The organism is Thalassococcus sp. BH17M4-6 (assembly GCF_049323015.1).
Classification (GTDB): Bacteria; Pseudomonadota; Alphaproteobacteria; order Rhodobacterales; family Rhodobacteraceae; genus Puniceibacterium.
Window position 1 is genome coordinate 43,457 of record NZ_JBMPGU010000009.1, and the last position, 12,850, is coordinate 56,306.

Annotated in this window: 11 protein-coding genes; 5 read left to right on the plus strand and 6 right to left on the minus strand. The window is 64.0% G+C overall.

What is annotated here, in order from left to right:
- Nucleotides 1–6 precede the first annotated feature (6 nt).
- Together ACOXXX_RS13625 and ACOXXX_RS13630 are read right to left on the minus strand one after the other, a co-directional pair.
- Nucleotides 7–1,734: a sensor N-terminal transmembrane domain-containing protein gene (locus tag ACOXXX_RS13625; RefSeq protein ID WP_422827145.1), complete on the minus strand. Its 1,728-nt coding sequence runs from the start codon at nt 1,732–1,734 to the stop codon at nt 7–9.
- A gap of 3 nt (nt 1,735–1,737) precedes the next feature.
- Nucleotides 1,738–2,439, minus strand: a complete 702-nt coding sequence (locus ACOXXX_RS13630) for a response regulator transcription factor (RefSeq protein ID WP_422827146.1) — start codon at nt 2,437–2,439, stop codon at nt 1,738–1,740.
- Between the two features lie 346 nt (nt 2,440–2,785).
- Between ACOXXX_RS13630 and ACOXXX_RS13635 the strand changes: the two genes are divergently transcribed.
- Together ACOXXX_RS13635 and ACOXXX_RS13640 are read left to right on the plus strand one after the other, a co-directional pair.
- Nucleotides 2,786–4,384 carry a phosphoenolpyruvate carboxykinase gene (locus tag ACOXXX_RS13635; RefSeq protein WP_422827147.1) on the plus strand — a complete coding sequence of 533 codons (1,599 nt, stop codon included), beginning with the start codon at nt 2,786–2,788 and terminating at the stop codon, nt 4,382–4,384.
- A 140-nt stretch (nt 4,385–4,524) separates the two neighbouring features.
- Nucleotides 4,525–5,025, plus strand: coding sequence for a DUF3859 domain-containing protein (locus ACOXXX_RS13640; protein ID WP_422827148.1), 501 nt, complete (start codon nt 4,525–4,527; stop codon nt 5,023–5,025).
- 11 nt (nt 5,026–5,036) lie between these two features.
- On the opposite strand, the gene ACOXXX_RS13645 is transcribed toward ACOXXX_RS13640, so the two are convergent.
- Nucleotides 5,037–5,807 (minus strand): sulfite exporter TauE/SafE family protein, encoded by a 771-nt coding sequence (locus ACOXXX_RS13645; protein WP_422827149.1) that lies wholly within the window; start codon nt 5,805–5,807, stop codon nt 5,037–5,039.
- Between ACOXXX_RS13645 and ACOXXX_RS13650 the strand changes: the two genes are divergently transcribed.
- The 3 genes from ACOXXX_RS13650 to ACOXXX_RS13660 are packed head-to-tail and all read left to right on the plus strand — an operon-like array spanning nt 5,695 to nt 8,112.
- The gene (locus tag ACOXXX_RS13650; protein WP_422827319.1) at nt 5,695–5,964 is read left to right on the plus strand and encodes a hypothetical protein; all 270 of its coding nucleotides are present in this window, start codon (nt 5,695–5,697) and stop codon (nt 5,962–5,964) included. The two genes, ACOXXX_RS13645 and ACOXXX_RS13650, sit on opposite strands and share 113 nt — an antisense overlap.
- Complete coding sequence (locus tag ACOXXX_RS13655) at nt 5,954–7,642, plus strand: acyl-CoA dehydrogenase family protein (RefSeq protein ID WP_422827150.1); 1,689 nt, start codon at nt 5,954–5,956, stop codon at nt 7,640–7,642. Before ACOXXX_RS13650 ends, ACOXXX_RS13655 begins: the two co-directional genes overlap by 11 nt.
- Nucleotides 7,643–7,650: 8 nt before the next feature.
- Nucleotides 7,651–8,112 carry a hypothetical protein gene (locus ACOXXX_RS13660; RefSeq protein WP_422827151.1) on the plus strand — a complete coding sequence of 154 codons (462 nt, stop codon included), beginning with the start codon at nt 7,651–7,653 and terminating at the stop codon, nt 8,110–8,112.
- 75 nt (nt 8,113–8,187) lie between these two features.
- On the opposite strand, the gene ACOXXX_RS13665 is transcribed toward ACOXXX_RS13660, so the two are convergent.
- From ACOXXX_RS13665 to ACOXXX_RS13675, 3 genes are all read right to left on the minus strand, one after another.
- Nucleotides 8,188–10,692, minus strand: coding sequence for a GcvT family protein (locus ACOXXX_RS13665; RefSeq protein ID WP_422827152.1), 2,505 nt, complete (start codon nt 10,690–10,692; stop codon nt 8,188–8,190).
- Nucleotides 10,693–10,807: 115 nt separating this feature from the next.
- Nucleotides 10,808–11,746, minus strand: a complete 939-nt coding sequence (locus ACOXXX_RS13670) for a hypothetical protein (protein WP_422827153.1) — start codon at nt 11,744–11,746, stop codon at nt 10,808–10,810.
- Nucleotides 11,747–11,767: 21 nt separating this feature from the next.
- Complete coding sequence (locus tag ACOXXX_RS13675; protein ID WP_422827154.1) at nt 11,768–12,649, minus strand: hypothetical protein; 882 nt, start codon at nt 12,647–12,649, stop codon at nt 11,768–11,770.
- Between the last annotated feature and the right edge of the window lie 201 nt (nt 12,650–12,850).

Below are 12,850 nucleotides of genomic sequence, written 5' to 3' on the forward strand. Positions count from 1 at the left end.
GGGGCCTCAGATCGGCAGGCCCACGACGAAGCGCGCGCCCAGCGGTTCCGAGGTCACGTCCGCTTCGGTCGGGCGGATGTTCTCGGCCCAGATCACGCCGCCATGCGCCTCGACGATCTGTTTGGAAATCGCCAGGCCCAGCCCCGAATTGTTGCCGAAATCATCCTGCGGGCGCTGCGAATAGAAGCGCTTGAAGATCTTGCCCAAGGCCTCTTCCGGGATGCCGGGGCCTGTATCCTCGACCACCACCAGCACACGGTTTTCGCGCCGCCGCGCCCATATGCGGATCGCGTCGCCGTCTTCGCAGAACGACGTCGCATTGGTGATGAGGTTGACAAAAACCTGCGCCAGCCGTGCCTCAAGGCCCTGAATTTCAATCGGGCGCTGCGGCAGATCGATGATGAATTCGATGCCCTTCTTCTTGGCATCCTCGCCCAAGTACTGCGCGAGGTTGCCCAGCATCTCGAGCAGGTTGAAGGCCTGTTCCTCTTCCTTGACCAACTCGGAATCGAGCCGCGAGGCGTTCGAGATATCGCTGACCAGCCGATCAAGCCTGCGCACATCATGTTCGATCACGTTCAAGAGCTTGTCGCGGTGCTCTTCCTTCTTGACGATACGCAGAGACCCGATGGCGGACCGCAGCGATGCCAGAGGGTTCTTGATCTCGTGCGCCACATCGGCGGCAAATTGTTCGTTGCTGTCGATCCGGTCGTACAGTGCCCCGACCATGCCCCGCAGCGCGCCCGACAGCCGCCCGATTTCATCCGGGCGGGCGGTGAGGTCGGGGATGCGGATCCGCCCCGGCGCGACCGAGCGTTTGTTGCGGTCGCGGCCGATCTCGGCGGCATCGGCCAGGTCCGAAATCGGGTTGGCGATGGTCGAGGCCAGAACGAGGCTCAGCCCGATGGACACAAGCGTCGCGATCACGAACATCTGCAGCACCCGTTCGCGTTCGGCCCGCACCGCAGCATCGATTTCCGCTGCCGCGCTGACCAGCGCCACGGTGCCGATCTGCTGGCCGCCCTGCAGGATCGGGGTCAGGGCCGTAAAGATCGTGGCCCCGTGCGGGCCGCTGCCGGAATCCACCCGGGTGGTCAACGGGTCGCCGGTTTCGATCATCCGGCGCAGCCGGTCTTCCTGGTTCAGCGGTGCGTCATCGCCCAGCATGTCGAACACCCCGGCGACGCGCCGCCAGAGACCCGAGAGGAAATCCGTGATCAGCGCGCTGGGTTCTTCTTCGGCCTTGGCGCCCGGCATCACGACATCCAGAGTGCCTTGTGCCTCGCCCACCAGAAACAGCGAGGAATCGAACACCAGCAGTTCCGCCCCGCGGCGCAGGTCGATCCCGGCAAGGGTTTCCGCCACCTCGATCCCGTCACCCGTGGCCAGGCTGACCGGCGCGCCTGTGGGCAGTTGCGCCTCGAACACGTCGGCGATCAGTTCCGCCTCGGCCAGCATGGCGTTGGCGCGCTGCACGGCAAGCGTGTCGCGCGACGAGTTGAGGTAGAGGATCCCCGCCACCAGCACGTTCAGCGCGATGAGGTTGAAGGTTATGATCTTGCGCGTCAGGGGCGACCGGTTGAGCGAAAACAGGCCACGCCGTGCCCGACTGGCCTGCATTTCCTTCTCGACCGTGCTGTCGGGGGCGATCCAGTCGTCGCCCAGCACCACATCGGCATCCCGGCGTTCACCGGGGGTGTCGTCGCGCATGGTTATCCTCTCGGCCAGCGCCATGGATCACTCTTCGTTGTAACGATACCCGATACCGTAGAGCGTTTCGATGGCCGAGAAGTCATCGTCGGCGCTGCGCATCTTCTTGCGCAGCCGCTTGATGTGGCTGTCGATGGTGCGGTCATCGACATAGACCTGATCGTCATAGGCCACGTCCATCAGCTGATCACGCGACTTGACGAAGCCGGGGCGCTGCGCCAGCGCCTGCAGCAGCAGGAATTCGGTCACGGTCAGCGACACGTCCATGCCCTTCCAGGTCACCGAATGGCGCAGCGGGTCCATCGTCAGCGACCCACGGGTCATCAGCTTTGTCTCTTCGGTGTCGCCCACCACGTCGCCTGCGACCGCTTCCTGGCGGCGCAGCAGGGCGCGGATGCGTTCGACCAGAAGCCGCTGGGAAAACGGCTTTTTCACATAGTCGTCAGCGCCCATGCGCAGGCCCAGCACCTCGTCGATCTCGTCATCCTTCGAGGTCAGGAAGATCACCGGCATCTTGGATTTCTGCCGCACGCGCTGCAGCAGATCCATGCCGTCCATCCGCGGCATCTTGATATCGAAGACTGCCATATCGGGCAGCTTCTTGTTGAATGCGTCCAGGGCGGCCTGACCGTCGTTATAGGTTTCGACCTCAAAGCCCTCTGCCTCCAGAGTCATGGACACGGACGTCAGGATGTTCCTGTCGTCGTCCACCAGGGCGATTTTCGACATGGTTGATTTCCTTCAACTGCTCTTGTTGCCTGTTTTTTTCGCCACTATGCGGGCATTTGCCCATTTCAACAATAGCCAACTGCGAATCAGGCAAGGCACCGTGGCCCATTGCACGCGAAATTTCGTAAGGAATGGCTAAATTGCCTCACATCGGGGACTCGCGCGAAAGATGATTGCGCTAAACGGCAGGTGGTATCGCTAACGATGCGGATGTCACCTGTTCACCGACAGAAGTCGCATGCTATGCACCTGCCTATTCGGGCGTGTCCTGCGCGCGATGGACGGCGTCCGCGTCGCCGTCCCGGGAAAGATCGCCGCGCATTGTGCGGCTACAGGAGCTTGCAAAATGACATTCGGACGGGTGAACCCGCAATTCCGCCTTGAGGATCAGGGGATCGAGGGGCTGGGCACTGTCTATTACAACCTGCGGGAACCCGCGCTGATCCAGATCGCCCTGGGCAATGGCGAAGGCACGCTTGGCAAGGGGGGCGCGTTTCTGGTCACCACCGGAAAGTTCACCGGCCGGTCGCCCCAGGACAAGCACATCGTGCGCACCGACAGCGTGGCCGACAGCATCTGGTGGGACAACAACGCGCCGATGTCGCCCGAAGGCTTCGATGCGCTGCATGCCGACATGCTCGAGCATATGAAGGGCAAGGATTACTACGTGCAGGATCTGGTCGGCGGGGCCGACCCGACCCATGCCATCGACGTGCGCGTGATCACCGAACTGGCCTGGCACGGGCTTTTCATCCGCCACATGCTGCGCCGTCCGGATCAGGACTCACTGGACGAATTCACCGCCGATTTCACCGTGATCAACTGCCCCAGCTTCAAGGCAGATCCGGCGCGCCATGACTGCCGGTCAGAAACCGTGATCGCGATGAACTTCGACAAGAAACTGATCCTGATCGCAAACACCGAATATGCGGGCGAGAACAAGAAATCCGTCTTCACCCTGCTGAACTACCTGCTGCCCGAAAAGGGCATCATGCCGATGCATTGCTCGGCCAACCACGCGGTCGGCAACCCGGTGGACACGGCCGTGTTCTTCGGCCTGTCGGGCACCGGCAAGACCACGCTGTCCGCCGATCCGGGCCGCATCCTGATCGGCGATGACGAACACGGCTGGTCGGATCGCGGCACCTTCAACTTCGAAGGCGGCTGTTATGCCAAGACCATCAACCTCAGCCGCGAGGCCGAGCCCGAGATCTACGACACCACCAGCAAGTTCGGCACGGTGATCGAAAACATGGTCTTCGATCCCGAAACCTTCGATCTGGATTTCGAGGATGACAGCCTGACGGCCAACATGCGCTGCGCCTATCCGCTGGAGTATATCTCCAACGCTTCGCGGTCGGCGCTTGGCGGGCATCCCAAGAACATCATCATGCTGACCTGCGACGCCTTCGGCGTGCTGCCGCCGATCGCGCGGCTGACCCCGGCGCAGGCGATGTATCACTTCCTTTCGGGCTTCACCGCCAAGGTCGCTGGAACCGAACGGGGCGTGACCGAACCGCAGCCGACCTTTTCGACCTGCTTTGGCGCGCCCTTCATGCCGCGCCGGCCCGAGGCGTATGGCAACCTGCTCAAAGGCAAGATCGCCAAGCACGGCGCCACCTGCTGGCTGGTCAATACCGGCTGGACCGGCGGCGCCTACGGCCAGGGCAGCCGGATGCCGATCAAGGCCACCCGCGCCCTACTGACCGCAGCGCTCGAAGGCAGCCTGGCCAATGCCGAGTTCCGCAAGGACCCGAACTTCGGGTTCGAGGTGCCGGTCAAGGTCGAAGGCGTGCCGGAACTGCTGCTCGATCCGCGGCGGACCTGGGACGACAAGGCAGCCTATGACGCGCAGGCCGAAAAGCTGGTGCAGATGTTCGCCGACAACTTCGAACAGTACGTGCCCTATATCGACGACGACGTGAAAGCGGCGGCCATCGGCTAGGCCCCGCGCCCGCCATCGCCGCCCACGATCCGGCGGCGGTGACGGGGCCCACGGCGCCGATCCGGTCTTAGACCGTTGAATTGCGGCCCCGGTCGGCGCATCATGGCGGCATGTTCAGATTGCTTTCCCTTTTGCTTGTCATGGTCCCCGCCTGGGCCGTTTCAGCCACCCCGCAGTTCGACGCGCGCCTGATCACCCTGACCCAAGGCATCTTTTGCGAGGTCGAATCGTCGGACAGCGTCGCGGCCCCGGGCACCGTGGCGGGAAAGATCGACCTTTACGATTACGTGCCCGAGTTTCAGTGGATCGGCGGGCGGGTGCCCGCGGTGATGGGGCTGAGCTTCGGCCTGCGGTCGGTCACCGTGTCCGATCAGCCGCTGCAGGGTGTGGTCATCTCGCTGACGCATCCCCCGTTCCGCGGCTCGGGCGCGACGCAGCAAAGCTATGTCACCTCGCTCGGCGGGCCGGGGCCGTCGATCAACGCCTATACCTTCGACCTGCCCGAGGAACTGGTGACAGGCACCTGGACCTTCACCGCCAACCACAACGGCCGCGAGGTTTACCGCGCCTCCTTCGAGGTGGTGCCACCGCAGGCCGAACCCGAAATCGCGAATTCCTGCGGCGGGGCGCCGATGTCCTGATCCCGCCGACGCTATCCGAAGAACGCCCGCCGCAGCAGGTTCAGCCCCGCCACCAGCAGCACGATCAGCGTCGCCTTGCGAAACACGGTCTGGTCGATCCGGTCCTGGATTCGGTTGCCGATCCACATGCCCCCCACCGCGGGCGGGATCAGCACAAGCGACAGCCAGACCGACGTGGCGTTCAGCACGCCCGACCCCAGATGCGCCAGCGTCAGCGCCACAGCGCCCAGCCCATAGATCACGCCCTGCACCCGCATCTGTTCGCGCTTTTCCGTTCCAAGCGCCGTGAGGTAGGCCACCACCGGCGGCCCCCAGACCCCCGACAGCCCGCCGATGAAGCCGGCAAACGCGCCGATGCCGATTTCCAGCTTCAGGCTGGGGCCACCCGGCAACTCTCCACGCCAGCCCAGCAGTTGCAGGCTGGCAAAGCCGGCCACCGGCCCGCCGATCAGCGCCAGCATTACCGGCACCGGCAGCAGCGTCACCAGCTGTGCGGCGATCAACAGCATGACCAGCCCGACGCCCAGAAACACCCGGAATCGCCGCACAGACCCGAGGGCCGCACTGGTCCCCTGCCGCAGGGCCTGCATGCCGTTCGTCACCAAAGTGGGCAGAATCAGCCCAGCCAGCGCCAGTTCCGGCGCGATAAACGACCCCATTCCGGATATCATGATCATCGGCATGGCAAAGCCGACCACGCCCTTGACGATTCCCGCCAGCAACGCAATTGCTAGACAAAGACCCAGTGTTTGTAGGGGGATCAGGGAGATCAGGCTTTCCATGACCGCCTCTTATCAGAGCCCGCAACGCCGCACTGCAAAAAACGCACGCGCAAGAAACGATCAAATGGCCGCACCTTCGGGTATTTTTGTTGCGCTGCACCTGCAAAGTGGCTATCCGGAGCCGAACAACGGAAAGGACATGACCCATGGCGCATGACGGACAGGACCTGACCCTGACGCAAGACACTGTTTTGCCCGAGCTTCTGACCCTGACCAAGGCGGCCATCGCCCCGGTCGAAAAGGTCTATGACACCGCGCGGACCACCTTGCGTGACCGGCTGACCGACAATGGCCGGATTTCTGGCGCGCTGGTCGAAGAGCACCAGACCGCCGCGCACGGGCTGGCCTGGCTTGCCACCTATGCCGAGGCCCTGCGCCAGATGCAGAACTGGGCGGAAAAGCTGGTCGAGGAGGGCAAGTTCGGCGAGGTCGAAAAGCTGATCCACCAGATCGCCTTTGGCGAATACCTCTGGCAGATTTACGGCGGCATCCCGATGAGCCAGGGCGAGATCCTGCGCCTGCAGGACATCGGGCTGAGCCAGGACGACATGCGCGTCCTGATGACGCCTGAGGTCATGACACTGACCCAGTCCGGCAACACCCAAGCCGCGCGCACGCGGCTGGTGACGCTGATGCAGGAGCGCAATGCCGACGTGACCGTGGGCGCCACGGGCCTGGACGACGAGCTTGAGATGATCCGCGAACAGTTCCGCCGCTTCGCCGTCGACAAGGTCGTGCCGCATGCGCACGAATGGCACCTCAAGGACGAGCTTATCCCGATGGAGATTATCGAGGAGCTGGCCGAAATGGGTGTCTTCGGCCTGACCATTCCCGAGGAATACGGCGGCTTCGGTCTGTCCAAAGCATCGATGTGCGTCGTGTCCGAAGAACTGTCGCGGGGCTATATCGGCGTGGGCAGCCTTGGCACCCGGTCCGAGATCGCCGCCGAACTGATCATCGCGGGCGGCACCGAAGAGCAAAAGCAGAAATGGCTGCCGGCCCTTGCGTCGGCCGAAAAGCTGCCGACGGCGGTCTTTACCGAACCCAACACCGGGTCGGATCTGGGCGCGCTGCGCACCCGCGCGGTCAAGGACGGGAACGGCGATTACAAGGTGACCGGCAACAAGACCTGGATCACCCACGCCGCGCGCACCCATGTGATGACGCTGCTCGCGCGGACCGATCCCGACACGACCGATTACAAGGGCCTGTCGATGTTCCTGGCGGAAAAGACCCCCGGCACGGACGAGGCACCTTTCCCGACCGACGGCATGACCGGCGGCGAGATCGAGGTGCTGGGCTACCGCGGCATGAAGGAATACGAACTGGGCTTCGACGATTTCCACGTGAAGGGCGAAAACCTTCTGGGCGGCGAAGAGGGCAAGGGCTTCAAGCAGCTCATGGAAACATTCGAATCCGCCCGTATCCAGACCGCCGCCCGCGCCATCGGCGTGGCGCAGTCGGCGCTCGATGTGTCGATGCAATACGCGCAGGACCGCAAGCAGTTCGGAAAGGCGCTGATCAACTTCCCCCGCGTGTCCGGCAAGCTGGCGATGATGGCGGTCGAAATCATGATCGCACGGCAGCTGACCTATTATTCGGCGTTCGAAAAGGACGAAGGCCACCGCTGCGATATCGAAGCGGGCATGGCCAAGCTTCTGGGCGCACGGGTCGCCTGGGCCGCTGCCGACAACGGGTTGCAGATCCACGGCGGCAACGGGTTCGCGCTGGAATATACCATCAGCCGCATCCTGTGCGACGCGCGCATCCTCAACATCTTTGAAGGGGCCGCCGAGATTCAGGCGCAGGTCATCGCACGGCGGTTGCTGGGGTGATTGTCAGAATGCGCCTGCCAACCCTCGCAACCGGCCTGCTGCTGGCCCTGTCCCCGGGCCTCGCGCTCGCCGACGAGATGCTGGAGCGGCTGGAGGTGGCGAACGAGGCCGCCGCCGATCAACTGGTCAGCTTTTACGAGGAACGGCTGCCAGAACACACCGACAAGATCCCGGATTTCAGCTGGGACGCTGAAACGCGCGAGGCCAGCGCCTGCGTGCTCGACAATATCCGCACCGTCGGGGGCGATCAGGCGGTGGAGGCTTACGTGAAAGCCGCCGAGGCCTGGGCCGCGGTCAAGATCACCTCGCTCGACACCATCGCGCAGAACGTGCCCGCGGTGCTGGTGTCGCCGCTGGCCATCGAACTGGGCCAACGCTGCGGCGCCAGCGAAATCGCCATCTCCAAAATGGAAGCATCGGGCTTTTCCGAACTGATGAAACAGCCGGGCATCCTGGAACGGCTGAAGTAACCTTTGCAATCGCGCCCAAAGAAAAACGACCGCCGGGGGTTCGGCGGTCGTTTTTGTTTCAGGGGTGTCCCGGCCTCAGCCGTCCTTGCGGATCGTCGCGTTGGTGGGATCGTAGGGGCTGTCTTCGGTCACGACGGCATCCCAAAGCTCGTTGAACATCTTGACCTTGAGCTTGGTGCCCGCGACCGCGAGGTCGGGTTTCACATAGCCCATGCCGATGCTCTTGCCGAAGGCCACCGAATAGCCGCCCGAGGTCAGACGCCCGACGCGGGTGCCATCCTCGGTGTAAAGCGCCTCACGTCCCCAGGGATCGGCATCCGACGGGCCATCCACCAGCACCGTCACGCATTTGCTGCGGATACCCTTTTCCTGCATCGCGGCCTTGCCGTTGAAGTCCTTCGACAGATCGATAAAGCGCGGCAGGTCCGCCTCGGCCGGGGTCGCGTCGCGGCCCAGTTCATGGCCGAAGGCACGGTAGGACTTTTCCAGCCGAAGCCAGTTCTGCGCCCGGGCACCGACCAGCTTCATGCCATGCGGTTCGCCCGCCTTTTCCAGCAGGTCGAAAAGGTAGTTCTGCATCTCGATCGGGTGATGCAGTTCCCAGCCCAATTCTCCGGTATAGGCCACGCGGATGGCGCGCACCGGGCACATGCCCAGTTCGATGTCGCGCATCGACAGCCACGGGAAACGCTTGTTCGACAGCACCGTCGCCGGATCCGCATCCCTGACCACCGCGTTCAGCACCTCGCGCGACTTGGGCCCCGCGATGGCGAAAACGCCGTATTGCGTGGTGACGTTCTGGATCTCGATATAGCCGAACTCGGGCGCCTTGTCGGCGGCGGATTTGCGCAGGAAATCGCCGTCGTACTCTGTCCAGGCCCCGGCGGAGATGAGATAATATTCATCCTCCGCCAGCCGCACGATGGTGTATTCGGTGCGGGTGGTGCCGTGATCGGTCAGCGCATAGGTCAGGTTGATGCGGCCCACCTTGGGCAGCTTGTTGCAGGTGAACCAGTCCAGGAACTGCGTGGCGCCCGGACCCTTGACCATGTGCTTGGTAAAGGCCGACGCGTCGATCAGGCCCACGCCTTCGCGGATGGCCTTCGCCTCCTCCTCCACGTACTGCCACCAGCCGCCGCGGCGGAAGCTGCGCGCGTCATGGTCAAAGCTGTCGGGCGCATCCAGCGGCCCGAAATAGTTGGGCCGTTCCCAGCCGTTCACATGGCCGAACTGCGCGCCACGGGCCTTCTGCCGGTCATAGGCGGGCACGGTGCGCAGCGGGCGGCAGGCGGGGCGCTCCTCATCCGGGTGGTGCAGGATGTAGACGTGCTCATACGCCTCTTCGTTCTTGCGCGCAGCGTATTCGGTGGTCATCCAGTCGCCGTAGCGCTTGGGGTCAAGCGATGCCATGTCGATCTCGGCCTCGCCATCGACCATCATCTGCGCAAGGTAATAGCCGGTGCCGCCCGCCGCGGTGATGCCAAAGCTGAAGCCTTCGGCCAGCCACATGTTGCGCAGGCCCGGGGCCGGACCGACCAGCGGGTTGCCGTCGGGGGTGTAGCAGATCGGCCCGTTGAAATCGTCCTTGAGGCCGCATTCCTCGCAGGACGGAACGCGGTGGATCATCGCCATGTACTGATCTTCGATCCGCTCCAGATCCAGCTGGAACAGGTCCGCGCGGAAGCTGTCGGGCACGCCGTATTCAAAGCGCGCAGGCGCGTGCTTTTCATAGACGCCCAGGATCCAGCCGCCCCGCTCTTCGCGCACATAGGATTGCGCATCGGCGTCACGGATGACGGGGTGTTCGGGGTTGCCGTCCTTGCGCCAGGCCACCAGCGACGGGTCCTGCTCCATTACGACGAACTGATGCTCGACCGGGATGGCGGGCATCTTGATGCCCAGCATCTTCGCGGTGCGCTGCGCGTGGTTTCCGGAGGCGGTCACGACATGTTCGGCGGTGATGACGATCTGTTCGTCCGACGGCACCAGGTTGCCGCCCTTTTCGACCATCTTTGTCGCGGTCACTTCCCAATGGGTGCCGTTCCAGTGGAAGGCATCCGCCTGCCACTTGCGTTCGATCGCGACACCGCGCTGGCGCGCGCCCTTGGCCATCGCCATGGTCACGTCGGCAGGGTTAATATAGCCATCGGTGTGATGATAAAGCGCGCCCTTGAGGTCTTCGGTCCGAATGAGCGGCCAGCGTTCCTTGATCTCTTCGGGCGTCATGAAGACGTAGGGCACGCCGCAGGTTTCCGCCGTGGTGGCGTAGACCATGTATTCTTCCATCCGCTCGTCCGTCTGCGCCATGCGCAGGTTGCCCACGACCGCAAAGCCGGCGTTGAGGCCGGTTTCCTCTTCCAGGGTCTTGTAGAAGCGGATCGAATAGTCGTGGATGTGGGTCGTCGCGAAGGACATGTTGAAATAGGGCAGCAGGCCCGCGGCATGCCAGGTGCTGCCGCTGGTCAGCTCGTCGCGTTCCAGGAGCATGACATCCTCCCAGCCCGCGCGGGCCAGGTGATAGGCGATCGAGGTTCCGACAGCGCCGCCGCCGACAACCAGAGCTTTGACTTGTGTTTTCATGGCGCGACTCCGTTGCGTTTGAGCCGTGCATACTCGGTTGCCAAACCCGCCGCAAAACTGTCCCGACACGTCATGGTGGGAAAACGACCTGACCACGCGAATTGGCCGCTCTTGGCTAGCCCGGCGCAATCAGGGCGGTCATGGCATCCGTGTCCAGCCCGCCAAGAATGCGGGTGACATCGCTGCGCGCCGCGTTGGCCATCGCGAAAACCGTCAGCGCCCCGTCCCCGGCCTTCCGGGCCAGCATCCGCAGCGGCATCCGGGTGCGCACATGACCGGGGCGCCGTTCGCTGGACGGCAGGGCACCGAACCGCCAGCCGTTGATGAAGGTCGCGCTGCGGTAGGCGCGGCTGGCATAATCGGCGCCGAACGCCTCGATAAAGACCGACGGCACCGGCCCCCGAGGCATGCAGACGCGCCCGATGAGCGACCGGGACGGTTTGTAATGCAGGCCGATGGCGATGCGCTTGTTGGCCTGGGCGTAGACCCAGACCCCCGTCCAGTTGCGATAAGCCGGGCAACGCGCCTGCGGACGGTCCGTGCGGTTGTAGAAATAATCGGCATCAAGCCGCACCGGACCTCCGCCGCAATGCGCAAGCTCCGGGCGCAGGATGGCCTGATCGCCGCTCTCGAACGGGCGCAGGGTCCAGCCTGGGGGCGCGGGCGGCAGGGCGGAGGGCAGATGCCGGGAAAACGCAGCCTTTTCGACCAGGCTCAGCGGATCGGCCCGATAGTCGCGGTCGGGGAACGGCGCATGTCGTGTTGGCTGCACGCTCAGACCCAGCCGGTCCGTCACATAGGCGACAAGATCGCGCCCCTGCCCGCGCAGATCGGCACGGGCCTGGAACAGCGCATGATCGACCCAAAGCACCGCCCCCAGCAGCAGCACCAGCACAATCACCGCCACCGGTTTCGACCGCGACCGCCGCAGCCGGGGCGTTTCATGCGACAGGTCGTGGCCCGGTTTCAGACCCATGCGCGCCAGCCGCGCGGCAAATTTCGGATCGGTATAGCCGACCCTGGCCTTCGGCGTATCGCGACCGGACACGGACATCAGACATCAATCCTGCAGAACCTATCCATCGGCGGTCGGCGCCAGCATCGCGTTCAGAAAGGCAAAGTCGATCTGACTCAGCAGGTGCTTTGTTGTCGTGGCCGAGGCCGTGGACACGGCAAAGATGTCCACCGTGCCCTGCCCGCCGTTGCGGGCATAGATCCGCAGCGGCAGGTCACTGACCGCCCCACTGCGCCGGGTCAGCGTCATGGGCAGCACCCCGAACGACCAGTTCCGCACTCGGGTGAACGGCGTCAGCGTTCGGTCGCCACGGCTCTGGGCAAAGTTGGCGGCGGCGAAGTCCGGCAGGGGGGCGTTCCGCAACGCCTCGGCCCTCGGAACGGTGGGATCTGCCGGGATGTAGCGCAGCATGAGCGCGATCTGCTCCACGCCGCGGGTGTAGACATGGAACCCGTCGCCACCCAGACCCGGCGGGCAGCCACGTGAATCGCCGATCATCGCCTTGGCCTTGAGAAGCTTGTCGTCGTATTTCTGGCAGGGCACCAGATCCTTGCGCAGGGTCCAGAAATCCGCGGTCGTGAAGGGCGCGCGGGTCCAGCCCTCGGGTGCGGCGGGCAAGGCCAGGTGCATCCGGTCCGCATAGGCGGCCTTTTCGGAGGGGATAAGCGGGTTGGCGTTGTAATCACGTTCGGGCAGGCTCTCGGTCGCCCAGAACGTTGAGAGCTTCGACAGCTTCAGCCGGTGATCCAGATATGCGCTTGGTGTGTCCTCCTCGCCGAAGAGACTGGCGCTGATGCTGAACGTCAGGAAATCGACAAAGACCGCAAGGGCCAGAAACACCGCCGCAGCCACGCCCAGCAGACTCTTGCGCGCCCCGCGCGCGGGGCCTTTCGGGCGCTTGGGGCGCAGCGCCATCAGGATTTCTTGGTCGGTATGGGACATTTTCAAAGCTCCGCTCGTGCCGTTACCACGCAGTCTGCCCCCCGATTGCGGCGCTTCATGGATCATTCGAGGGCGGTTTTGCGAGCGATGCGGGCCCCTGCCCTGCCCTTTCTCGATTCGCCGGGGTTGCGCATCCACCCCTGACGATTCGCCGCAGCTGTTCAATGTCTCGGCCTTTCACACGCGCCGCATCCCGCGTGG

What these genes read in the sequence shown, in the direction of transcription:
- ACOXXX_RS13625 (WP_422827145.1), bottom strand. Translation starts at nt 1,734, where the DNA reads ATGGCGCTGGCCGAGAGGATAACCATGCGCGACGACACCCCCGGTGAA.
- ACOXXX_RS13630 (WP_422827146.1), bottom strand. Translation starts at nt 2,439, where the DNA reads ATGTCGAAAATCGCCCTGGTGGACGACGACAGGAACATCCTGACGTCC.
- ACOXXX_RS13635 (WP_422827147.1), top strand. Translation starts at nt 2,786, where the DNA reads ATGACATTCGGACGGGTGAACCCGCAATTCCGCCTTGAGGATCAGGGG.
- ACOXXX_RS13640 (WP_422827148.1), top strand. Translation starts at nt 4,525, where the DNA reads ATGGTCCCCGCCTGGGCCGTTTCAGCCACCCCGCAGTTCGACGCGCGC.
- ACOXXX_RS13650 (WP_422827319.1), top strand. Translation starts at nt 5,695, where the DNA reads ATGATCATCGGCATGGCAAAGCCGACCACGCCCTTGACGATTCCCGCC.
- ACOXXX_RS13645 (WP_422827149.1), bottom strand. Translation starts at nt 5,807, where the DNA reads ATGGAAAGCCTGATCTCCCTGATCCCCCTACAAACACTGGGTCTTTGT.
- ACOXXX_RS13655 (WP_422827150.1), top strand. Translation starts at nt 5,954, where the DNA reads ATGGCGCATGACGGACAGGACCTGACCCTGACGCAAGACACTGTTTTG.
- ACOXXX_RS13660 (WP_422827151.1), top strand. Translation starts at nt 7,651, where the DNA reads ATGCGCCTGCCAACCCTCGCAACCGGCCTGCTGCTGGCCCTGTCCCCG.
- ACOXXX_RS13665 (WP_422827152.1), bottom strand. Translation starts at nt 10,692, where the DNA reads ATGAAAACACAAGTCAAAGCTCTGGTTGTCGGCGGCGGCGCTGTCGGA.
- ACOXXX_RS13670 (WP_422827153.1), bottom strand. Translation starts at nt 11,746, where the DNA reads ATGTCCGTGTCCGGTCGCGATACGCCGAAGGCCAGGGTCGGCTATACC.
- ACOXXX_RS13675 (WP_422827154.1), bottom strand. Translation starts at nt 12,649, where the DNA reads ATGTCCCATACCGACCAAGAAATCCTGATGGCGCTGCGCCCCAAGCGC.